The organism is Bradyrhizobium sp. USDA 4454, assembly GCF_054822705.1.
Genome location: NZ_JBTRCN010000001.1, coordinates 1,619,641 through 1,641,237 on the forward strand (window position 1 = coordinate 1,619,641; position 21,597 = coordinate 1,641,237).

Genomic DNA, 21,597 nt, shown 5'->3' on the forward strand with positions numbered 1-21,597 from the left:
GCCTCGCGTAGGAAAGCCCGCCATGAACATTGTCGCATCTCGGACCGCGGAAGCGCCTTCTGCGCGCACTCAAGTTCATTGGAGCGTTCGCTGGGAAAACGAACTGCGGCTCACCGAGCACGCCGAGCTCGCCGAATTTTTTCGCAAGAGTTACGGGCCGACCGGTGCTTTCAATGCGCAGCCATTTGAAGGTAACAGAAGTTGGGCCGGCGCCAGGCCTGAGGTCCGCGTGATTGGTCGGGATGCCCACGGTGTGGCTGCTCACGTCGGACTTCTGCGCCGCTTCATCAAGATTGGTGCAGTCGATCTACTCGTGGCCGAACTGGGATTGTATGCGGTGCGCCCGGATCTCGAGGGACTGGGGATTAGCCATGCGCTGCGGGTGATGTATCCGATCTTGCACGAACTTAGAGTCCCGTTCGGCTTCGGGACGGTCCGGCCCGCACTTGAGAAGCATCTTACCCGACTGGTGCAAAGACAGGGCCTCGCGACGCTGATGTCGGGCCTTCGCGTCCGCTCAACGCATCCGGATGTCTATCCCAATTTGTCGCCGATCCGCATCGAAGAGGTGATCGTGGTGGTGTTCCCGGTTCAGAGCGGGATGAGCGAGTGGCCCGCCGGCGCAATGATCGATCGCAACGGGCCCGAGCTGTGAAAGACCTTGTCCCTGTGTCTGCCGTTCCTTGCGACTACGCTGATGTGAGCGGAAGCTTCCCTGTCTATTTGACGTTTGACGATGGGCCAAATCCATTCTGCACGCCAGAGGTTCTCGATGTGTTGACGCAACATCGGGTGCCAGCGACGTTCTTTGTGATCGGTACCTACGCGGCCGAGCAGCCCGAACTCATTCGACGGATGGTCGCGCAAGGCCATGAGGTCGCGAACCACACGATGACACATCCGGATCTGTCCAGATGTGGGTCGGCGGAGGTTCGCGATGAGGTGCTAATGGCCAGCGAGGCGATTCGTTCGGCGTGTCCGCAGGCCGCGCCCAGGCACATGCGGGCGCCGTACGGCAAATGGACCGAAGAGGTGCTCGCTACGTCGGCTCAGGCTGGCCTTACGGCTGTGCACTGGTCGGTCGATCCGAGAGATTGGTCCCAGCCCGGGGTGAACAGAATTGTGACTTCGGTGCTCGGAGCCGTTCGGCCAGGTTCAATTGTTCTCCTGCACGACGGATATCCTCCTGATGAGGACGGGCCTTGGGCTGATGCGACCCGGCGAGATCAGACGGTTAGAGCGCTCTCTTACCTGGTCCCAGCACTACAACACCGCGGTTTCGTGATCCGCCCGCTCCCTCAGCTTCACTGAACAACAACCGGCACCCTATGGACCTGCTCGCTACAACCAGCGCCGTCGCGGTTTCTTCTTACGCGCTGCTCTCGACCATCTACAAAAGTACGCAGGCGTTGTATGCGCGGCGGGGGAATGCCCCATTGCGGAACGATCTGGGACAATCCGAGCTGGCTCTGCCAAGCGTAGATATTATCGTGCCTTGCTTCAACGAGAAGCCGGACACGCTCGCCCAGTGTTTGGAGTCGCTCGCCAGGCAAGACTACGAAGGAGAGCTGCGGGTCTATGTGGTCGACGATGGCTCGGCAAATCGCGATGTTGTGGGGCCTGTACATAAGATCTATGCCAACGATCCGCGCTTCAGCGTCATCTTGCTTGCCAGGAATGTCGGCAAGCGAAAAGCGCAGATCGCCGCAATACGCGGCTCGTCTGGTGACTTGGTGCTTAACGTCGATTCGGACACGATACTGGCCGCTGACGTGGTCACTAAGCTTGCGACGAAGATGCGGGACCCCGACATTGGTGCCGCGATGGGCCAGTTGGTGGCGAGCAATCGCAACGACACATGGCTGACCAGTCTGATCGACATGGAATACTGGTTGGCATGCAACGAAGAGCGCGCGGCGCAAGCTCGCTTCGGTGCGGTCATGTGCTGCTGCGGCCCATGTGCGATGTATCGTCGATCTGCTCTTGCCCTGCTGCTTGATCAGTACGAAACGCAATTCTTTCGCGGCAAGCCGAGTGATTTCGGCGAAGATCGCCATTTGACGATCCTCATGCTCAAGGCGGGGTTTCGAACCGAGTATGTTCCGGACGCGATCGCGGCAACACTTGTCCCGGAGACCATGGGGCCATACCTGCGTCAGCAGCTGCGCTGGGCGCGCAGCACGTTTCGCGACACGTTTCTCGCATTGCGTCTGCTGCCGGAACTCGATGGCTACCTCACACTGGACGTTGTCGGGCAGAATCTTGGCCCACTGCTACTCGCCCTTTCAGCACTTGCTGCGCTTGCCGAGCTTGCAGTCGGCGGATCTGTACCCTGGTGGACGGGCTTGACAATCGCGGCGATGACAATGGTCCGGTGCAGTGTAGCTGCACTTCGGGCGGGGGAATTGCGATTTCTCGGATTCTCGCTCCACACACCGATAAACATTTTTCTTTTACTGCCACTCAAAGCGTATGCCCTTTGTACATTGAGCAACAGCGATTGGCTGTCGCGCACGATCGTCAGCGCGCCAACTGAAGGAGATGAGCAGGCGGTCTTGCCGGTGCCAAACAGTGCATCAGGTCCTGTGGCTACAGGGGGCGCGTCTAGCACAATTCCGAAGCCGTCGGTTCCTCACCGTTCATCGCGCTTGGCGGTGCCGGAGAGCATTTGCGGTCGGAAACGATCGGGCGCGTTATAAGTGGATGGATCGGCGCATGACTGTGTACAAGAACCATCAATTGCTGGAACGCGAACTCGCTGTGGATGATCCATGGCATCTCGACGGCAGTGCGTTCGAGCAGGAGCGGTATGCGCAAATGCTCCGGATGTCGTCCTCCAATGGCAGTGTCGAGCATGCCCTCGAAGTTGGATGCGCAGCAGGGGTATTCACGGAAATGCTTGCACTGCGTTGCCGACGCCTAACGGTGGTCGATGTCATGCCGCAAGCGATCGAACGAGCGCGCCGGCGGACCGGGCATCGGTCACACATAAATTGGATAACCTGCAATATTCAGCAGTTGTCGACCACAGAGAAGTTCGACCTGATCGTCGTCGCCGAGGTTCTCTACTATCTCAATGACGTTTCCGAGATGCACACGGCGGTCCGCAACCTGGTGAGCATGCTTGCCCCAGACGGCGCTCTGGTGTTCGGGTCCGCGCGTGATGCCACCTGTCGACATTGGGGCCATGCGGCTGGTGCCGAGACGGTGATCTCTCTCTTCAAGGAGAGCTTGTCGGAGGTGGAGCGTGTGCACTGCCAAACCTCGTCGGTTAACGAAGACTGCTTGCTCGTCCTGTTCCGGAAGTCGAGGCAGTCGTTAAAACACTCAATTGTCAGTCATTAGGGGGTCGTATGCGCATCTGCGGCATCAAATTAACACATGACGGCGCAATTGCTCTCGTCGAGGACGGGCGTCTCGTCTTTTGCACCGAGCAGGAAAAGCGCGGCAACAGCCCACGCTATCAATCCATCGACAACCTCGATGAGGTCGTAGGTGCGTTGGCCGAGCATGGTCTTGATCCGCGCGACATTGATCAGTTCGTCATCGATGGCTGGGATGGAGAGATCGAGTCGCGGTTCCAGGTCCTTAGTGGGGCGGTGCCGATCACGCTGAAAGGAGGACCATATGTCGAGCGTCATGCTGAGGGCCTTCTTGATTCCGTCGAAGGCTTTGGCCTGATCCTCGGCGACAAGGTCTTTCCCTATAAAAGTTACCCCCACGTCACGGGCCACGTTGCGTCGGCCTATAGCACCAGCCCCTTCGCCAGCATCGGAAAACCCGCGTTCTGTCTGGTTTGGGACGGCTCCATCTTTCCCCGGCTTTACTATGTCGAACCTCGCGGCGCGCGGCTCGTGAGAACCCTGTGTCCCATGATTGGTCAGGCCTACGCTGCCGCCGGCCTTCACTTCGGGCCTTACAGGCAGCCGAACCGCACCAGCTGGGATTTGGGCATCGCCGGCAAGCTGATGGCGTATATCGCGCTCGGCTCTGTCGACGAAAACGTTGTCGCAATCTTCCAAGAACTCTACGAGAAGCGCTTCGCCGCCGACACGGAGCAGGCTCGTCGCTACCGCGCGGAGATCCACAACCCGGAAGCATTACTTGCGGCGACGCACGAATTTTTCGAGGCAAGCGCATTGCGCCTTACAGGCAAACGAGCCGAGGACATCCTTGCCTCGTTCCATATGTTTCTGGAACGTCTTCTGGTTCGGGAAATCGCGATGGTTCTGTTGCAGCACTCCTCCCTTCCGGGCGCGCGAAATCTATGTGTGGCAGGTGGGTGCGGTCTCAACATCAAGTGGAATAGTGCGCTTCGTGCTGCGGGCCTGTTCGATGAGGTGTGGGTACCACCTTTCCCGAATGACAGCGGCTCGGCAATAGGTGTGGCTTGCGCGGCGATGGCGGCGCGAAATGGGTTTGGACCGTTGGAATGGTCCGTTTACAGCGGTCCGGCTCTGCAGGCCACCGAGGGGTTGTCGGAATGGGAGGCCGAGCCGTGCAGTCTGCGTGAGCTTGCCGCCATTCTCGCCGACAACAAGCCGGTGGTGTTCCTGTCCGGGCGCGCCGAGCTGGGTCCGCGAGCGTTGGGCGGCAGAAGTATTCTGGCGGCTCCCACCTCACCGGCGATGAAGGATCATCTCAACGACATTAAGTGTCGTGAGCACTTCCGACCGGTGGCGCCGATCTGCTTGGAGGATCGCGCGCCAGAGATATTCAACCCAGGTACGCCGGACCCCTACATGCTGTTCGATCATCAGACCAGGGCGCAATGGTGCGACAAAATCCCCGCTGTCATCCATCTGGACGGCTCGGCGCGGCTGCAGACAATCTCCCGCAGCTCTTCGCACAAAGTTGCTGAGCTTCTCATCGAATTCGAGCGCCTTACGGGGCTTCCGTTGCTCTGCAACACCAGCGCGAACCTGAACGGGCGTGGATTCTTTCCGGACGCCGCTGCGGCCTGTCAATGGGGGCGCGTGGAGCATGTGTGGTGTGATGGCCAGCTCTGGACCAAGCCGGCCGTAAGGAAGCAGCCGCCGGCAAAACGGCTCCAGTCGGCCTAAGATGAGCAGCTCCGCGGTTGCGATCGACCTCGCCGGCGTCAGAAAGTCATTTGGCGGCAGAATTATCGTCGATGACCTGTCGTTCTCTGTTGCCCGCGGGGAGTGCTTTGGTTTACTCGGGCCAAATGGAGCCGGCAAGAGCACGATCGCCCGTATGCTCCTCGGCATGATCTCGCCGGACGCGGGCGAGATAATGGTACTCAATGAACCTGTACCGGCGCGAGCTCGTGTCGCACGCATGCGGGTCGGTGTCGTACCACAGTTCGACAACCTTGAGCTTGAGTTTACCGTACGTGAGAATCTGCTGGTGTTCGGTCGCTATTTCGGCATGAGCGCCCGCAAGATCGAAGCCATCGTACCATCGCTGCTCGAGTTCGCGCGGCTCGAAACCAAGGCGGACGCACGGGTCTCAGAACTGTCGGGTGGCATGAAGCGGCGATTGACCTTGGCACGCGCGCTAATAAATGATCCGCATCTGCTCGTAATGGACGAGCCGACGACTGGCCTGGATCCGCACGCACGCCACCTGATCTGGGAGCGCCTGCGAGTTCTGCTGGCGCGTGGCAAGACGATCCTGATGACAACCCACTTCATGGAAGAAGCCGAGCGCCTATGCGACCGCTTGTGTGTGCTTGAGAGTGGACGCAAGATCGCCGAAGGAAAACCGGATGCGTTGATCGACCAGCATATTGGTTGCAACGTAATTGAGGTTTATGGCGGAGATCCACATGAGCTGTGCAACCTAGTAAGGCCCTACGCACGTCACGTCGAGGTGAGTGGAGAGACACTCTTTTGCTATGCGCCATATCCGGAACAGGTCCGTGTGCAACTGCGGGGGCGAGCGGGTCTACGCATTCTGCAGCGACCGCCAAATCTCGAGGACGTATTTTTGCGCCTGACCGGACGCGAGATGGAGAAGTGAGCGATGGCCGAAAGTTATGCGACGATGATGCCAGCCAACGCTTACAACTGGACGGCGGTATGGCGGCGGAACTTCCTGGCGTGGAGGAAGGTCGCTCTTGCCGCTATTCTCGGCAATCTCGCAGATCCCATAACTAATCTGTTCGGCCTTGGCTTTGGCCTTGGACTGATTGTGGGGCGCGTTGAGGGGACTTCGTACATCGCATTTTTAGCGGCGGGCATGGTCGCGACCAGCGCTATGACTTCCGCTACCTTCGAAACAATGTATGCGGCTTTCGCGCGCATGGATGCAAAGCGCACTTGGGAGGCCATTCTATCGACACAGCTTACGCTTGGCGATATCGTTCTCGGTGAGTTGGCGTGGGCGGCCAGTAAGTCCGTTCTGGCCGGAACAACAATCGGGATCGTCGCTGCCGCGCTTGGTTATGCATCCTGGCTTTCGATCCTTTGCGCTATTCCAACCGTCGCTCTTACCGGCATTGTGTTCGCAAGCCTGGCCATGGTCGTCATATCTCTTGCTCCGACCTACGACTATTTCGTCTTTTACCAGACCCTCTTCCTCACACCGATGGTGTTCTTATGTGGCGTCGTCTTCCCGACCAGCCAACTGCCCGGCTCAGTGCAGAATTTGGCTGGCTTATTGCCGCTGGCGCATTCGGTCGACCTTATTCGTCCAGTGATGCTTGAGCACGACGCCGGCGGCATTGCACTGCACATCGGGGCGCTTTGTCTGTACGCCGTCTTGCCCTTCTTCGTATCGACAGCGCTGTTTCGGCGCCGCTTGCTGCGTTGACATGTAGTGCGGCACCAGGAAAAAATCGATTGAAGCAGTGTCACGTGATCGCCTCAGACGCGCTAGGCCGCGCCCGACAGCTCTCGTCACCAGATCGGGTGCGAACGAGTGCTGGCGCCACCAGGTATAAACCCTGCTATGAAATTCTACCGAAGGACATCGCCAGCGCTTCGATCGCCGAGCATGGCCTCGGACAGGACAAAACGTTTAGCGTCCCTTAGGACGTCTCTGGCCCAACCCGAAGCCCGGAATGAGGTAGTGCAGATGCTTGGCAGCTCGAGGAGCGATCGGTTCATTGTCTCGCGACGACGTACCGGATTCGGCGACTGCCTGTGGTCGCTGGCGGCAGCTTGGCGTTTTGCACAGCGGACCGAGCGGACCCTGGTGATCGATTGGCGTGGATCCTGTTATCTCCACCAACCGTTCATCAATGCCTTCCCCGTGTTCTTCGAACCAATTCAAGACATTGCGGGTGTGCGGGTGATTTGCGACGACCAGATCAATCAGTGCTCGTTTCCGGGACCATTTTTCCCGGCTTGGTGGAACAAGCCATCGATCGACTGCGTCTATCGGCCGGACGAGCAGATTTTCCGGGAACGTGACGAGCTCGATCAATTGTTTCAAAGTCAGCAGGATAGTGAAGCCAATACAGTTGTATGTGACGCTTGCCTGATGTGGCGCTGCGATCAAGGAGCAGAACGAGAAATTTTTCGGACCATCAAACCACGATCTGAGATTCAGGCCAGGATTGATGCGATCTACCGCGAGCAGTTTGAGCCATACAGCATGATCGGCGTGCATGTTCGACATGGCAACGGCGAGGACATTATGGGGCATACCCCTTATTGGACCGATCCGGAGCGGGCCCTGCGACAGGTCTGCAATGCCGTCGAAATGGCCAAAGCGTTGCCGCACGCAAAACCTGCGAGAGTGTTCCTTTGCACGGACAGTGCGGTCGTCCTCGAAGAGATCTCGGCGATATTTCCTGATGTCTTCACGGTTCCCAAGAGTTTCCAGGCGCCTCAAGCCGGACCATTGCACAGTGGCGCGCTCGGAGCCGCGGGCGGCTTTTCCGCTCTTATCGAAATGTATCTTCTTGCGAGGTGCGACACTGCAATTCGTTTTCCCCCGACGAGCGCATTCACGCGCTATGCCCGCCTGTTTGCGCCACGCGTGGTAGAATTCGACCTGAACGATCCGGGCCGGCTAATCTTGATTGAAGAAGCGTCCCAAGAGCTTGTGACGCTATGAAAGTCGTGGCTCGCCTGATTGATCTACTGGTCGCTCTTTGTATCGAGAAGTACTATCACTTTTTCTCCGCGCGCAGAATTGTTGCCAAAGTAGCTCCTGGCGGCGAGGTTCCATTAAAGGACACCAGCCGCGAACAGCCAAATAGGGACCGCGGCACTCGAACACGGTGAAGAGCGGCTCCGTCGCGCTCAAGAAAGTGCAACCGTTCTTCGTCATCGCTTCGCGCGAGCCTCGTCAATCTCATTGATCCTGACGTCGGACAATGGCCACCCCATATTCCCGCCGCCATCGCTACTCGGGACAGTCGACGCAGTCGGCGCTAGCCTACCAAGGGAGGCCCCCGGCTCTGCCGGGGAGGGAGCAGAAGTGTGACATTTCAGGCAGTCGTCCATCGACGAAGCTCGCGCCTCGTGAGCCACCACGCGCACGAGAAGGAGTTTCGCGATGGATGATTACGAGAGTCTAAGCCACAGCAAATGGGAGTGCAAATATCACGTGGTCTTCATTCCCAAGTGTCGCAGGAAGACGCTGTACGGCGAGTTGAGGCTGCATCTCGGGGAGGTGTTCCGCAGATTGGCCATGCAGAAAGAGTGCAAGGTCGAAGAGGGGCATTTGATGCCCGATCATGTTCACATGATGATTTCGATCCCACCCAAATATGCGGTGTCGCAAGTGATCGGGTACATCAAGGGCAAGAGCGCTATCCACCTGGCGCGGGTCAATGGAGAGAGGAAGCGCAATCTCGTAGGGCAGCACTTGGATACGTCGTCTCGACCGTCGGTCGAAACGAAGTGGTGATCAGGGAATACATCCGCAAGCAGGAGGCCGAGGATGTGGCTTCCGGCAAAAGCATGTTCAAATTCGCCTGCGGCACGTTGGAGGCTCTCTCAGGAAGGATCGTCAAAGCGTACCCGCGGGGTGAGGCGATCAGTGTACGTTCGGTCCGGCCGCTGCGATCAAAGGCTGGTAATCCAATGCAACTACTCCGTTGAATCCCGCGCTAGTCAGATTTACGTCAGGTGCAGGGCATATCTTCGGCACCCCTAGAAATATCGTACAAAGCTGACTCGCGCGTCAGTTTTGTGGCGAGTGACGTCCTGTCGACGCGGCCAAGGAGCTCCGCGCTGAAACAAAAGTCGTTGAGGCCGGCACTGAGGGCCTCTATGCCACCGCCGCAATCGCGCATTCTAGCTCGCATGGGAGATTGATTTTGACGAGAGCCGACTGGAGAGCGAACGAAGCCCGCGGATCAGACATGGACTGGTCCGGTCCTGAAGCAGATCTTGGCGGCGGAAACGATCGCTCGAAGTTCAGTTCTATCTTGCAGGGTTTGAGCTCTGAAAATCAAGACCTGGCTGCGGGCTCGGCTGGAAGGCCGACTTCGGCCAGCGATGCCCAACGCCGTACGTCAACCGAACCTTCCGTGAATACGCATGTCGACGAGCCAGCTTTGCGGTATTTGGCGCATCGCGGCGCGCCAAATTGGGAAGAAAGTTCGTCGCGTTCCGGTGCCGAGAGCCGCTGTGCCGATCAGTCCAGGAGTTCACGAGGTGCCTCTTCCTCGTACAGGCAATCTGTATCGGACCTCGAGGCAGGGCCAAAACGGCGGCGCCTGGATTTTGTCGCCCCGCAGGGCGCGCAAGCTGCGATTTCACAACAGCAATGTAACGCCGCTCTGGACGCCATTTATTTCGCTCGCGACATTGTCGAATTTTCACGTGCAGTGGTGGAAAATGACAAGCGGCTGCAGCGGGAGGACGAGAAGATCCGTGCGGTCTTTGTGCAAAAGGCTGCCGCCCAGTTCAGGAGCCAATTTGTCACCCACTTCGAGGATGATATCCGCCGCGGGGAATCCTGGGGCTACGCCACGGCATGCAACGTTGTGAGCCGCGAGGCCGGCGGTCAGGAAGGCCTCGAAGCTTGCAAAGCGGTGGCATCTCGGGTGTCGCAGCTTTCCAATTCGTTACTGCGCGAACTTAAGCCCGCTGCTCTCTCGCTGTTCGCGGCAGCATTCGGTCGGCATCAGCAGTCGAAGACATGCCGCAATGGAGTCATCAGAATTGCCGAGTTTTGTCGTGATGAACCCAAGGTACTTGGCGCGACGAATAGCCAAAATATCTCGCTGCTGGTGAACGGTTTCAGCAAGTGGACGCGCGAGGCGGAAACTCGTGAAGGCACGGAAGCTATTGCCCGCGTGGTCCGTCGTGCCGGCCACAGCTGCGAGCTCTCTGATTTTGATCAGAAACATTTGGGGATGCTTGTGAACGGGTTCAGCAAATGGCCGGACGCGCGCCTCTGTCGCGAGGGCAGTTTTGCGATCGCGTCTGAGGTCGTTCACCGCGCCGTCCGCGGTGAGTTCGGACTATCCGATTTTGCCACGGAGATACTGGCGAATCTTGTGAACGGCTTGAGCAAGTGGCCGGACGGAACGGAGTCGGGCGAGGCGACTTTGGCGATCGCGAGTGAGGTCCTTCGCCGGGACCGCCATGCCCGGCTCTCTAAATTCACTCACCAGAATCTGGCTAACCTGGTGAACGGCTTCTGCAAGTGGCGGGACGAGCCGAAGTGTCGCGATGCCACGTTTGCGATCGCACGTGAGGTCATTCGCCGCGCCGAGCTCTTCCATTTCAACTCGCAGGAACTGGCGAATCTGGTCAACGGGTTCGCCAAATGGCCGGACGGGCAGGACTCGCGCGGCGCCACGCTTGCGATCGGGGGTGAGGTCCTTCGCCGCGGCGCCCGGCATTCTGACAACCAGCACCTGGCGATGCTTGTGAACGGCTTCAGTAAATGGCCGGACGCGCGGGATTGTCGTGACGCTACGCTTGCGATCGTGCGCGAGGTCGTTAGTCGGGGTACCCAGTTCTCTGATTTTACTCCGCAGGAGCTGGCGAACCTGGTGAACGGTTTCAGCAAGTGGCCTGACGCGCCGGACTGTGACGACGCCACGCTTGCGATCGCGGGTGAGGTCGTTCGCCGCGACGCGCGCAGTGAGTTCGGACTCTCTGATTTCGACCGTCAGGACCTTGCGATGCTGGTGAACGGCTTCAGCAAATTGCCGGACGCGCAGGACTCCCGCGACGCGACGCTTGCGATCGCGCGTAAGGTCCTTCGTCACGCCAGACTCTCAGAGTTTACGCACCAAAGCCTGTCGAACCTGGTGAACGGCTTCAGCAAATGGCCCGACGCGCGGGACTGTCGCGAGGTCACGTTTGCGATCGCGCGTGAGGTCCTTCGCGCCGAACTCTCTGATTTGGCCCCCCAGGGATTGGCAAACCTGTTGAACGGCTTCAGCAAATGGCCAGAGAGTGAGGATTGTCGCAAAGCCACGATAGTAATCGCCGGGGAAACCCGTCAACGTCAGCGCTCTAAGTTCTCTCCGCAGGACGTGGTGCACCTTCTGAACGGCTTCAGCAAGTGGCCTGACGCGATGTGCTGTCAGTCCATCATGGACATCGCGCGCGAATTGGGGGCTGGAGCACAGCGATTTGGTGTGTTCACCACGCCTGAGCTGGCTATGCTCGCCAACGCTCTGTCCCGAACGATCAGGAGGGCGGAGGAGAGTGGGGAGATTACGGATGCCGCTCTGCCGAAGGATCGGTTGCACAAGCTCGCCCACTACCTGCAGTATGATGATCGCCTCTTGAAGGCTGAGGTTCTGAACATCACGAACATTTTCAAGGCTCTGGGTAAGGCTGGCCTATTCGATGATCTCGGTTTGCTCGCGCCGACAGGCTTGAGTCGGCTCTCTGAATTGCGTTCAGCTCCTGGTTTTGCCGCCGAGAACAACCTTGAAACCATGGGTAATCTGAGTGCTGCTCTGCTGCCGCTCGCGCGCAGCCCAGAGAAGCCACTGCGCTGGCACCGCAGGCAGGCCCTCAACGTGCTTAACGATCTTCAGCCCTTGCTCGAGCAAAAGATCAAGGCGCATCTGAACGCGGGCGGTGCGGAGCGGAGCCGTGGGCCCATTGCGAGCCGCCGCCCCGCTTTATCGATCTATCAGACGCTCAAGGCTCGTGCGGTGCTGGAGAGATTGTTCAGGTCACCCTATGTCGAGGGCGACAGGTCCGATTTACGGATCAGGCAGAAAGAGCTGCAGTGCGGCACGAGAGAGATCCTGGCTGGCGCTCGCGACCTGATTCAAGACGATCTGTCCAGCATGAGCTGGAATCTGATTGCGCAGATCGAGGCGGACAGTCCAGTGGATGCGCTGGACTTATTCATGGAGCAGGATGCGGCGGCGATCCAGGCGCAACGTCCTCCGTCGGTGTTCGACGTGCACCAGGTATTGCGAGCCATGGACCACGCCCCGAGGTCTCCGCAAGGTGAGGCGGGACTGATGCAGTTGCCGGTCGTGGACATGCATGGGCGGCCGTTGGCCACGGAGCCGGAGACGCGGTACTCGATTTTCCATCGCCTGACTTCGGGGGCCCTGCCCGTCGTCGCGGTACAATTGCCGGCACCCCCGAGCGCCTTCATGCTGGCGCGTACGGTAAATGTAAACGGTATTCCATACCGGATGGACCTGTTCGGCGGCAGCAAGTTAAAGCCGCCACGATTAACTGTGTCTCAAATTGCGACCCGCGCCCCAGACGAGCAAGCAAAGCTTTCGGGGGGAAAGCTGCTGGCGATTCCCTATGCCGAAACCGCGCCGGGTACAGCATTCGAGCAGCTGTCGCGCGCGTGGGCCCCTTTCAAAGAGGCCTATTATTATACTCAGCGCAGAGGCTTTGCGGCGCCGCCGGCGATCAAAGGTCTATCACCCCACGACTCCGCGCTGGAAGGCGCCTTCAAACTGGTGTTGCTGCCGGACCGCCCTGCCAACGAGGAGCATCCCTTCCAGCTCAGGGGGGCGGCCGGACCCATTGCATTGCGACCGCACGACGGCTGCGGCTTCATTCGGGCCTCGCTGGCCAAGCTTATGCCAGCTGTTTGCCGCGCCGGCGAGCAGGAAGGTCCTGACCGCGTGCAGGCCTTTGCCGAGGGAAGGAGAGCATCCTTGCCAGCGTCGGCCTTGCAACATTATCCGCGCAGCGAGCAAGTAGCGGATGAGGCCCGGCGGAAGGCGATGAGCTGGCTTGAGAGTCGGGTAAAGCAAGAGATGACGTCGGAGGAGCTGTTTCGCGTCGTAACAGCCGCGAATATCAATGGTCCGGGCGCCGTCGCCGTCCCATCCGCTGATGGCTGTCTGCATGTGCCGAGGCTCAAGAGCGAAACATTGACCGGTGGTGGCGTGCTGATCGGGCGATCGCCCTACGACAAGCCCAACCTCCGCCCGTTCGCCCCCGATCGCGTCAGGTCAGCTGCGGACGGGGACCCGACTGCGGCGTTTCTCGATCAGTGCGTGACCATACAATACAGCTTCAACGTCGCCCAGAAGTCGGGGGAGGAGCTGGCAGTCGATGATCCGACTTTCTTTGCCAAGGGGCTTCTGATCGTGGTGCCGGATGAAATGTGGCCAGCCGACTTCGCCGACCGTGGCTTGGTGATGTCCGCCGAGGACGTCAAGTGCCATTCGAGCTGGATCAAGGGCAAGGACCGCGTAACGGCGGACAGCTCGCTCGATTGCATCGGAATCCTGCAGGCCACTGAGATCTTCGCTCCGGGGTCCCTGGTTGCCATCCCGCCTGATGAACAGAAGAAACTCGACGGCGACTTCGATGGCGATACGGCCATTATCATTGGCGACCGGCCGCAGCTTTACGACCATGTCAGTCAATTCGACCAAGAGGAGCAAGCTCGCGGCCTGCGCTCGCTCAAGCCGCCAAAATCCCATACCCCGGCGATTGAGGACGGTCGCTATAATTTCGGTCGCGCCAGCCAGATTCTCGCCGCCACGCGGAACGTTCTGGAAACCTATACCGGCCTGCAGCGAGGCTTTCTGGCTCAATCAGATGAAGCCCGGCAGTGGTTTGCCGAACGTGCCATATTCGGCACGTACGAAGGCATTGACCGAGAGCTCAAGCGAGACATTCGCGGCCTGCTGGAGCAGGAACAGGTTAGTGCTCACGACGTCCGGGACAAGCTCGAGAAGGCGCGGCACGACATTGAGCTGGCACACCATCCCGTCGCGCTCGAGGCGGCCGAGTTGCTTCTCACCGAACTCGAGGCGTGGGCGGCTGGTCTCGACGAGCAAGTTCCGCCTCAACTCCTGCCCGAAACAGCCGCCACTGCGAGTGAGAGACAGCTCGCAATGAGCCAAGAGCTTTGCGAGCTGTTTCCGCCGCTAGCCGAGACCTATCCGGCAACGACTCACCCACGGGACCGCGTCCAGCTTCTGGTCGATCGTTACCCTACGCGCATCGAGCCCCGACCGGATGGTTACATGCCGGACGACCTCGTGCAAAGTGCAAAAAATTTGCTGAGCATCGGCACCAAGGTCGGAACTGACGCCTACAAATCCGACACTGGCGTTTACACCTTTATGATCAAGAGCAGGCACCTTCAGCGCCTGCTTCAACAGACACCCGGGTTAAAATCGGCTCCATACACCAAGAGCTTGGCGGCTACCCTCAACCACGGTCGTTTCGATGTCGATGCGGCCTTGGAGGATCTTAATGACAATCCGACGCTCGCGGCGTCGGTCATGCAAGCCTCGATCAAGCTTGCTGCCGAGCGGGGGATTCTGCGCGAACCCTCGGCTCCAACGCTTGCTGCCGAAGATGTCGCCACCACAATCACGTTGACTCGCGAGGCGGCGGCACAGCGCGCCCAAATGGAGGCGTCCCGCGCTCAAGCCGAAGAGAAGGACATCACGCGGACGGCAATGTCGGTTGCCGAAGCCCTTAAGGGGGCCGGCATCGAGGTGAAGATGCCCCATTTGGCTAAGCGTCTTAGATCGCCAAGCTCAATGACAGACGAGCTCACCGGAATCCAGGCCAGCTCTGAGGCCGGCGTCCAGCTTTTCAACAACGCTGTACGGCACGTCTTCGAATTCTCTGACAGGGATTTTACACCTGCCTTCAAGAAAGCCATTCTAGCGTTCGAGGAGAGCGGGTATAGCGAGGTCAGCACGACTAACTGGTTCAGGACGCGATCGCGGACCTTCGCTGGCATCAAGACAGTGCTCGCCACGCTTGGCGGTTACCGTTTTGAGCTCGAGTTTCACACGGCAGACAGCTACAAGGCCAAGCTCGACAATCATGACACGTACAAGGAGCTGCAGAAGCTCAGACGGCTGCAGCGAGGGAGCGAGGAGCCCCCGGATGAGTCTATAGCCGAGCAACTCCTGGAGCGCGTGCGACGGGCGTGCAACAAGGTTGTCATCCCCGAGGGGGCCACAGAGATCCCCCATTGGGAAGCCGAAGCCGGCAACAGCGTTGGCGCTAGCCATGCTCGTGTGTCGAACGTGGCCCGGCCGACACGCGCAGCGCGGTCGCCTCGCGCAACAGAGATTGTTGGCGCGCTCGACAACCGCCCGATCGTGCTCGTTGGTATGATGGGGGCCGGGAAATCCGGTGTGGGACGTGCACTCGCAAAGCAGCTGGGGCTGACGTTCGTCGACTCCGATAAAGAGATCGAGGCGAAGGCTGGCAAGTCCATAACCAAGATTTTCGCGGAGGACGGCGAGGCGCATTTCAGGGATCTCGAGGCGAATGAGATCAGCCGGCTGCTCGATCGGGGGCCGCTGGTGCTCGCAACCGGTGGTGGAGCCTTCATGACCGAAGAAGTCCGGCGTCGTGTCGGCGAGAAAGCGGTCTCGATCTGGCTTAATACCAACGAGGACGTGATCAGGCGCAACCTGCGACACGACACCAACCGTCCGAAAATACAAACCGCAGACCGGGACGAGATGATCACAGACCTGATGGAGCAGCGCAATCCTGTGTATAAGCTCGCCAATCTCACGATTGCCCCACAGGCCCGGCGGGAACTCAAGAGCGCCGATGCTTGTCTTAGCGAACTGCACGGCTATCTCTGCGCCGGTGGCGGGCTAGACGCTGGGCAATCTGGCTCGGTTAAGGAGGAGTCCGCTGCCTCAAGCGCCCCGAGGGCGCGAGCTTCGATTGCGCAGGAGCAGATGCCATGACCCACGTCACTATCGACTGCTACGGCTCCCTGGCCAGACATCCATCGCAGTGCTGGATCTGTGCTCGATTTTCCGTCCACACCGCACGATTTGTGGTGTCAAACATTTCAAATCGGGGCTTTGTACCGGAAGCCCTGGCCGATGCCGGCTTCGTGGACGGCGCCGCGGATTTGCCAGGTGACGATATCGCGGCCGATTACGCTCTGCTGCACGAGCAGTTGCGGAGGCATGATCAGTATCTTGCGGCGCAGACGCGGCTCGTCGGGCCCACGCAAAGTCATCTGCTCGCAGCGCGAATGACCTTCAGGAAACCTCAACGGGGATTGTCCACGACCAGAATGGCAACGACGCAGCAAGCGTTTGTTTCTGTCATTGAACGACAACGGTCTAGTGTGTTTAGTCCCGGCATTTGCTGGAGCGGATTGAATTTGAATCGTTCTGGCTGGGAAGTCCAGCATTTGCAGATGTATTCATAGGGTTTGAGGCCCTTCAGGGTATTCAGCCGCCGCGCGTAGTTGTAGGCTGTGATGAAGTCGGCAAGGTGAGCTCCCAGTTGATCGTGTCGATCGCAATGGTAGCGTTGGACGGTCGCGCTTCCTTGATGGTGCGGTTCATGCGCTCGACCTGGCCATTGGCCCAGGGATGCTTGATCTTGGTCTGCCGATGTTCGATCCCGTTCTCTTCGCATGCATATCGAACATATGCGTCACGTACCTTGCCGTTGGGCCGTCCGCATAGCGCGGGGGGAAGATGAACTAAATCCCATTGGCGGTGAGCACCGTGTGGATCCTGTGGGGGAAAGCCACGATCAGACTTCGAGGAAGGCCGAGGGCTGAGGTCATTCCGGTCTTCTGAGGTCATTCCGGTCTTCTTAACCAGTTGCACGAAGGCGAACTTACTGGTGCGATCGATTGCGACGTAGAGGTAGAGCTTGCCTTCGGCGGTCTGGAGCTCAGTGATTCGATGTGGAAATAGCCGATCGGATAAGTCTTGACCTTTTTCTTCGAAGGCTTGCCACCTTCAACCTCCGGCAATCGGCTGATGCCGTGGCGCTGGAGACAGCGATGCAGGGATGACTGCGTCAGATGCCGGGATGGTCGGCTGCAGGGCATAGAGGCAATCGTCGAGGGGCAGCGGCGTATGCCGCCGGAAAGCGATGATGATCGCCTCCTCCTCGATGCAAAGGACTGTCGACTTGGCTTCCTTCGGGCCCTGTCGAACGATCGGCGACGGTCTCGCGCTGCTTCCACTTCGCGGCAGTCTTGTTGATCCCGTAGCGCCTGGCGAGTGCTCTCAGGCTCCCTTGACTATTTTGTATTGCTCGACGGACAGCCTCCGCCGTGGTGACGCAGCCGTATAAAACCCGTCCCATAGCGCATCCTTCGAATCGTGCGACAAGAATGCACCATCAAAGCCTGGGACTAAACACCCCTAGTACGCCGCGGAAGCGAGGGAAAAGTGCTGACCTGCGCTAACCAAAGCGGACGCCGTACAGTTCGAGATTCAAGGCCTTCAGACCGACCACGACCTCGTCACAGCGCTTGCGCGTAAGTGGAACAATTGGAAGCAGGCATCGGCGACATCACTGTGACCGGCGTTTCCGGCGAGCCCGAAGTCCGTTGGCATCCCGATCGCGTTCCGTCGCTCGCCGGCCGTCGCCGCTGATCTGGACGTGACGGCGTCGCGAAGGAGGGCACAATGGCGACCCGATGAGCGTTGCTCTCGCCAATAACATCATCAGCAATGTTCTCAAGCGGCACCTGTCGGAACCGCTCCCGGCTTGGATGGGGGCGCAGCTTGAAAACCATTTGTTCATCACCTCGCTCACATTTACCGAAATTCGTCGCGCCTTGCTGGGGCCGACCATCGTTTAGACCCTGAGGCCCCAAATTTAATTCGCGGGCCGCATTGTACCGTTCGGCTAAAAAAATGGGCTTCATCCGGGCGAGACCGTCGACGGAACGCAGACGCTGCAAGCGAAGGAGGTCTCGGGCCAAGACCCACTCAGTCGGTTCGTCTTTGGTGGTTCGCTGCACGGATCTTCTGGAGGTGTTCTAAAGTAGCCAGGATGCGTGCTTGTTCACAGACAGCCCAAAGGAGGGGCATTGGCGGTGAGCGACAGGTCAGAGTCACGCTCAGGAAAATCGGACGTGCGATGATGATTGCGTCAGCTTTGGATCGCTCGAGGTACGGCGACGGACCTGGCTCCGTGGACCGATCGTTGCGCTGCGCAAAACTCCGCCCGCGGTGGGCGCCTTCGATTGTGCGTTCAGGATTCTGCGTACGCCTCGGGACCTGTCTTGCTCGCGACACAGATGAGGGCGGACTCCTGACATTTCGTCGGTGACGCGCCACTATTGTCGCAAAGACAACCCGACGTCTCGCGAGCCCAGACTGTTCCAGGTGCGCGACACCAGGCCGCAAAGCCGGAGCCGCGTTGCCTCGGTCATGGTGGCCCAATTCCTGCTTGGAGTGCGCGAGCACGCAACAGGAGAGGAGGTGGGCGTGGGTCTCGATCTGCCAAATGACGATCTGATCCCAGCCGCACCATCGGCGATGCACTCGACTTGTCCTTTTCATGTCGATAAAGCTGGCGTGCATCGAGGAGAACGGAAGGCGATGCTGCTAACCGGAGCGTCGCGCGGAATTGGTCACGCTACCGCCAAGCTGTTTTCAGAAGCTGGCTGGCGTATCATTTCTTGTGCGCGCCGGCCGTTTGACGGCGAGCGCTGCCCGTGGGAATCAGGGAATGAGGATCATGTCCAGATCGACCTAAGCGACCATCGAATGCTGCCGCGCGCGGTGAGCGAAGTGAAGAAACGCCTAAGCGGCGGAGTTTTGCATGCGCTGGTGAATAATGCCGGGATTTCGCCCAAAACACCTAATGGGGACCGGCTAACGTCCTTGACGACATCCACCGAGACATGGATGAGGGTCTTCCACCTCAATCTCGTGGCTCCGATCCTGCTGGCGCAGGGCTTATTTGACGAGCTGAGAGCTGGGTCAGGATCGATCGTCAATGTGACTTCGATAGCCGGATCGAAGGTGCATCCGTTTGCTGGAAGTGCCTATGCGACATCGAAGGCGGCGCTTGCAAGTCTCACACGCGAAATGGCGCATGATTATGCGCCGCACGGCATTCGTGTAAATGCGATCGCTCCCGGCGAAATCGGGACAGACATGTTGTCGCCCGACACCGAAGCGCGTCTTGTGCCAACCATCCCGCTGCGCAGAGTGGGAACGCCCGACGAGGTGGCCAAGGTCATCTTCTTCCTGTGCTCAGATGCTGCGAGCTACGTCACGGGAGCCGAGCTGCCGATCAACGGTGGGCAACATCTGTGATCGGCCTCGCCTGACAACGCAGCTGACGTGAGCTGCAGCAGTGGAACGTGCGTTCTACGCTGGCGTCGGTCACCCATTCCGCAAAACAAAACGCACTGAAAGTTTATCGTCGTGCCACGAAAAGCTGTTACGCTTCTATGTCATCTCGTCACCGCTTGGCGCTAGATCGAGAATGACATGCAGAACGAAGCTCGCAAACCAGAAGAAAACGCCAGGGAGGATGATCAAAACATCGGAGACCGTCCCATGCTGCATATCGCTTCCGCACGCGAAAGACCTGCCTCACAAGTGGAGCCGGAACGTGAGCTCTCCGTCGAGCCGCTGCGCGAGAGCGCACTGACCGGCATTTTCGAAATATCGAAGATACTGAACGCTCCTTGCCGGCTTGAAGTCACATTGGCCAACGTTCTCGATCTTCTGCAATCGTTTGTGCAGATGCGACACGGTATCGTCTCACTGTTCGACGATGACGGGATGCCAGACATGACCGTGGGCGCCGGTTGGAGCGAAGGCAGCGACGAACGCTACCGGATGCGCTTGCCCCGAAAGGCGATCGATCAAATCATCGCGGCGGACCGGCCTCTTGTCGCCGAAAATGTGGCAGCCGATCCGGCATTCAGCGCCGCCGATCTCGAGGTGCTGGGCGTCTCGGATGGTACACCCGTATCGTTCATCGGAGTTCCAATTCGCATCGATCCCAAAGTCGTGGGTACGTTGACAGTTGACCGTATCCGGGACGACAGGTCGAGTCTGCGGCTCGATCACGATACACAGCTACTCGCCATGATCGCTAACTTGGTGGGACAGACAGTGAAGCTGCATCGCTTGTTCGCTTCCGATCGCGAACGGCTGATGGTGGAGAAGGATCGGCTACAAAAGCAATTGGTTGAGCTTAGGCAACCTGCGCGGGATCGTAAGAAGGTCCACGTCCACGGCATCATTGGCGACAGCCCGGCGCTCCGTGGGCTTCTCGAGAAGATCGCGATTGTAGCGAAGTCGAATAGCACAGTCCTACTGCGCGGTGAATCCGGGACCGGAAAGGAGCTGGTAGCCAAAGCCATTCACGAGTCGTCATCTCGCGCCAAGCGGCCCTTCGTCAAATTGAATTGCGCGGCGCTCCCTGAGACAGTCCTGGAGTCCGAATTGTTCGGCCATGAAAAGGGTGCCTTCACCGGGGCGTTCAGCTCGCGCAAGGGGCGCTTCGAGCTTGCTGACAAAGGGACACTATTTCTTGACGAGATCGGCGAGATCTCGGCGCCGTTCCAGGCAAAATTGCTGCGAGTTCTGCAAGAGCAGGAGTTCGAGCGCGTCGGCAGCAACCAGACCATCAAGGTCGATGTTCGTGTCATAGCAGCGACCAACAGGAATTTGGAAGAGGCCGTGGCAAAAAGCGAGTTTCGTGCTGACCTATACTATCGGATCAGCGTCGTTCCCTTGCTCCTGCCACCGCTGCGCGAACGGCGCAGTGATATTCCGCTGTTGGCCAGAGAGTTTCTCAGGAACTTCAACAATGAGAACGGGCGTACGCTGACCTTGGAGGCGAGCGCGATTGATGTGCTGATGAGCTGCGGATTTCCCGGAAATGTCCGGGAGCTCGAGAACTGCATTCAGCGCACGGCGACGCTGTCAGCTGGGCCGGCGATCGTGAGAAACGATTTCGCTTGTTGTCACGGGCAATGTCTTTCCGCGATGCTGTGGAAAAGCACCTCGGAGCAGATGATCATGCCACCGGTCCCGAGCACGTCGATGCTGCCTAAGTCGATCGCCCCGCTATCGGAAGCGGCCGCGCCGGCTCCCCCAGGCGGCAGCGAGTTGGCCTCGCTGGCTGCTCCGCCCGGTACAGTCCTCGTAAGCGGCGCGAAGATCGCCGATCGCGAGCGAGTCATCGCGGCCATGGAAAAATCTGGATGGGTGCAGGCAAAAGCAGCGCGCTTGCTGGGGCTAACGCCGCGCCAGATTGGTTACGCGTTGAGGAAATACGGAATCGAAATTAAGCGATTTTGAGCGCAAGGATCTTGGCGTCACTTTACCTGACGCTGCCTGTCGGCGTCAGGGCGCTGTCGCGGCCTCGACGTATGTCGATATTCGTCCCTCGCAAAACCGGGCCTGGTCGCTCGAGCGCCTCGGTCCAGGCCGTTGTAATAGCGAGCAAAGTCCAAGGAGAGTCGCGATGGTACGAGACTTGCTGGCCTCTTCGA

13 protein-coding genes and 2 pseudogenes are annotated in these 21,597 nt (G+C 59.1%); 13 read left to right on the forward strand and 2 right to left on the reverse strand.

Annotation, left to right across the window (positions count from 1 at the left end; genetic code table 11):
- The first annotated feature begins 22 nt into the window (after positions 1 to 22).
- From ACVIW0_RS07370 to ACVIW0_RS07415, 10 genes and pseudogenes are all read left to right on the forward strand, one after another.
- Positions 23 to 655, forward strand: coding sequence for a NodA family N-acyltransferase (locus ACVIW0_RS07370; protein ID WP_461351718.1), 633 nt, complete (start codon positions 23 to 25; stop codon positions 653 to 655).
- Complete coding sequence (nodB, locus tag ACVIW0_RS07375; protein WP_461351719.1) at positions 652 to 1,311, forward strand: chitooligosaccharide deacetylase NodB; 660 nt, start codon at positions 652 to 654, stop codon at positions 1,309 to 1,311. The genes ACVIW0_RS07370 and nodB overlap by 4 nt, the downstream gene beginning before the upstream one ends.
- 17 nt (positions 1,312 to 1,328) lie before the next feature.
- The gene (gene nodC, locus ACVIW0_RS07380; protein WP_461351720.1) at positions 1,329 to 2,699 is read left to right on the forward strand and encodes a chitooligosaccharide synthase NodC; all 1,371 of its coding nucleotides are present in this window, start codon (positions 1,329 to 1,331) and stop codon (positions 2,697 to 2,699) included.
- Positions 2,700 to 2,715: 16 nt separating this feature from the next.
- Positions 2,716 to 3,345: a nodulation methyltransferase NodS gene (gene nodS / locus ACVIW0_RS07385; RefSeq protein ID WP_461351721.1), complete on the forward strand. Its 630-nt coding sequence runs from the start codon at positions 2,716 to 2,718 to the stop codon at positions 3,343 to 3,345.
- Between the two features lie 8 nt (positions 3,346 to 3,353).
- Positions 3,354 to 5,063 carry a nodulation protein NodU gene (nodU, locus tag ACVIW0_RS07390; RefSeq protein ID WP_461351722.1) on the forward strand — a complete coding sequence of 570 codons (1,710 nt, stop codon included), beginning with the start codon at positions 3,354 to 3,356 and terminating at the stop codon, positions 5,061 to 5,063.
- Position 5,064: 1 nt separating this feature from the next.
- Entirely contained in the window at positions 5,065 to 5,985 is a 921-nt protein-coding gene (gene nodI, locus ACVIW0_RS07395; protein ID WP_461351723.1) for a nodulation factor ABC transporter ATP-binding protein NodI, read from the forward strand.
- A gap of 3 nt (positions 5,986 to 5,988) precedes the next feature.
- Positions 5,989 to 6,777, forward strand: a complete 789-nt coding sequence (locus ACVIW0_RS07400; RefSeq protein ID WP_461351724.1) for an ABC transporter permease — start codon at positions 5,989 to 5,991, stop codon at positions 6,775 to 6,777.
- A gap of 138 nt (positions 6,778 to 6,915) precedes the next feature.
- The gene (locus tag ACVIW0_RS07405) at positions 6,916 to 8,028 is read left to right on the forward strand and encodes a nodulation protein NodZ (RefSeq protein WP_456827078.1); all 1,113 of its coding nucleotides are present in this window, start codon (positions 6,916 to 6,918) and stop codon (positions 8,026 to 8,028) included.
- Between the two features lie 444 nt (positions 8,029 to 8,472).
- Positions 8,473 to 8,861, forward strand: a pseudogene (gene tnpA, locus ACVIW0_RS07410) (IS200/IS605 family transposase); the annotation flags it as partial.
- A 422-nt stretch (positions 8,862 to 9,283) separates the two neighbouring features.
- A complete protein-coding gene (locus tag ACVIW0_RS07415; protein WP_461351725.1) occupies positions 9,284 to 16,057 on the forward strand; it encodes a shikimate kinase in 6,774 nt (2,257 codons plus the stop codon).
- A gap of 107 nt (positions 16,058 to 16,164) precedes the next feature.
- Here ACVIW0_RS07415 and ACVIW0_RS07420 read toward each other — a convergent pair whose 3' ends face one another.
- Together ACVIW0_RS07420 and ACVIW0_RS07425 are read right to left on the reverse strand one after the other, a co-directional pair.
- Positions 16,165 to 16,287 (reverse strand): hypothetical protein, encoded by a 123-nt coding sequence (locus ACVIW0_RS07420; protein ID WP_456827080.1) that lies wholly within the window; start codon positions 16,285 to 16,287, stop codon positions 16,165 to 16,167.
- Positions 16,288 to 16,370: 83 nt separating this feature from the next.
- Positions 16,371 to 17,429 (reverse strand): annotated as a pseudogene (locus ACVIW0_RS07425) (integrase core domain-containing protein).
- A gap of 337 nt (positions 17,430 to 17,766) precedes the next feature.
- On the opposite strand from ACVIW0_RS07425, the gene ACVIW0_RS07430 reads away from it, so the two are divergent.
- From ACVIW0_RS07430 to nifA, 3 genes are all read left to right on the forward strand, one after another.
- Positions 17,767 to 17,931: a PIN domain-containing protein gene (locus tag ACVIW0_RS07430; protein WP_143271014.1), complete on the forward strand. Its 165-nt coding sequence runs from the start codon at positions 17,767 to 17,769 to the stop codon at positions 17,929 to 17,931.
- 631 nt (positions 17,932 to 18,562) lie between these two features.
- A complete protein-coding gene (locus ACVIW0_RS07435; RefSeq protein ID WP_375166498.1) occupies positions 18,563 to 19,399 on the forward strand; it encodes an SDR family NAD(P)-dependent oxidoreductase in 837 nt (278 codons plus the stop codon).
- A gap of 177 nt (positions 19,400 to 19,576) precedes the next feature.
- Positions 19,577 to 21,403 (forward strand): nif-specific transcriptional activator NifA, encoded by a 1,827-nt coding sequence (gene nifA / locus ACVIW0_RS07440; RefSeq protein WP_461351726.1) that lies wholly within the window; start codon positions 19,577 to 19,579, stop codon positions 21,401 to 21,403.
- Positions 21,404 to 21,597 lie beyond the last annotated feature (194 nt).

Excerpts from the sequence above, each read along its gene's own strand:
- ACVIW0_RS07370 (WP_461351718.1), top strand. The coding sequence starts at position 23 with ATGAACATTGTCGCATCTCGGACCGCGGAAGCGCCTTCTGCGCGCACT.
- nodC (WP_461351720.1), top strand. The coding sequence starts at position 1,329 with ATGGACCTGCTCGCTACAACCAGCGCCGTCGCGGTTTCTTCTTACGCG.
- nodS (WP_461351721.1), top strand. The coding sequence starts at position 2,716 with ATGACTGTGTACAAGAACCATCAATTGCTGGAACGCGAACTCGCTGTG.
- nodU (WP_461351722.1), top strand. The coding sequence starts at position 3,354 with ATGCGCATCTGCGGCATCAAATTAACACATGACGGCGCAATTGCTCTC.
- nodI (WP_461351723.1), top strand. The coding sequence starts at position 5,065 with ATGAGCAGCTCCGCGGTTGCGATCGACCTCGCCGGCGTCAGAAAGTCA.
- ACVIW0_RS07400 (WP_461351724.1), top strand. The coding sequence starts at position 5,989 with ATGGCCGAAAGTTATGCGACGATGATGCCAGCCAACGCTTACAACTGG.
- ACVIW0_RS07405 (WP_456827078.1), top strand. The coding sequence starts at position 6,916 with ATGAAATTCTACCGAAGGACATCGCCAGCGCTTCGATCGCCGAGCATG.
- ACVIW0_RS07415 (WP_461351725.1), top strand. The coding sequence starts at position 9,284 with ATGGACTGGTCCGGTCCTGAAGCAGATCTTGGCGGCGGAAACGATCGC.
- ACVIW0_RS07420 (WP_456827080.1), bottom strand. The coding sequence starts at position 16,287 with ATGCCTCCGCAACTGCTCGTGCAGCAGAGCGTAATCGGCCGCGATATC.
- ACVIW0_RS07430 (WP_143271014.1), top strand. The coding sequence starts at position 17,767 with ATGAGCGTTGCTCTCGCCAATAACATCATCAGCAATGTTCTCAAGCGG.
- nifA (WP_461351726.1), top strand. The coding sequence starts at position 19,577 with ATGCAGAACGAAGCTCGCAAACCAGAAGAAAACGCCAGGGAGGATGAT.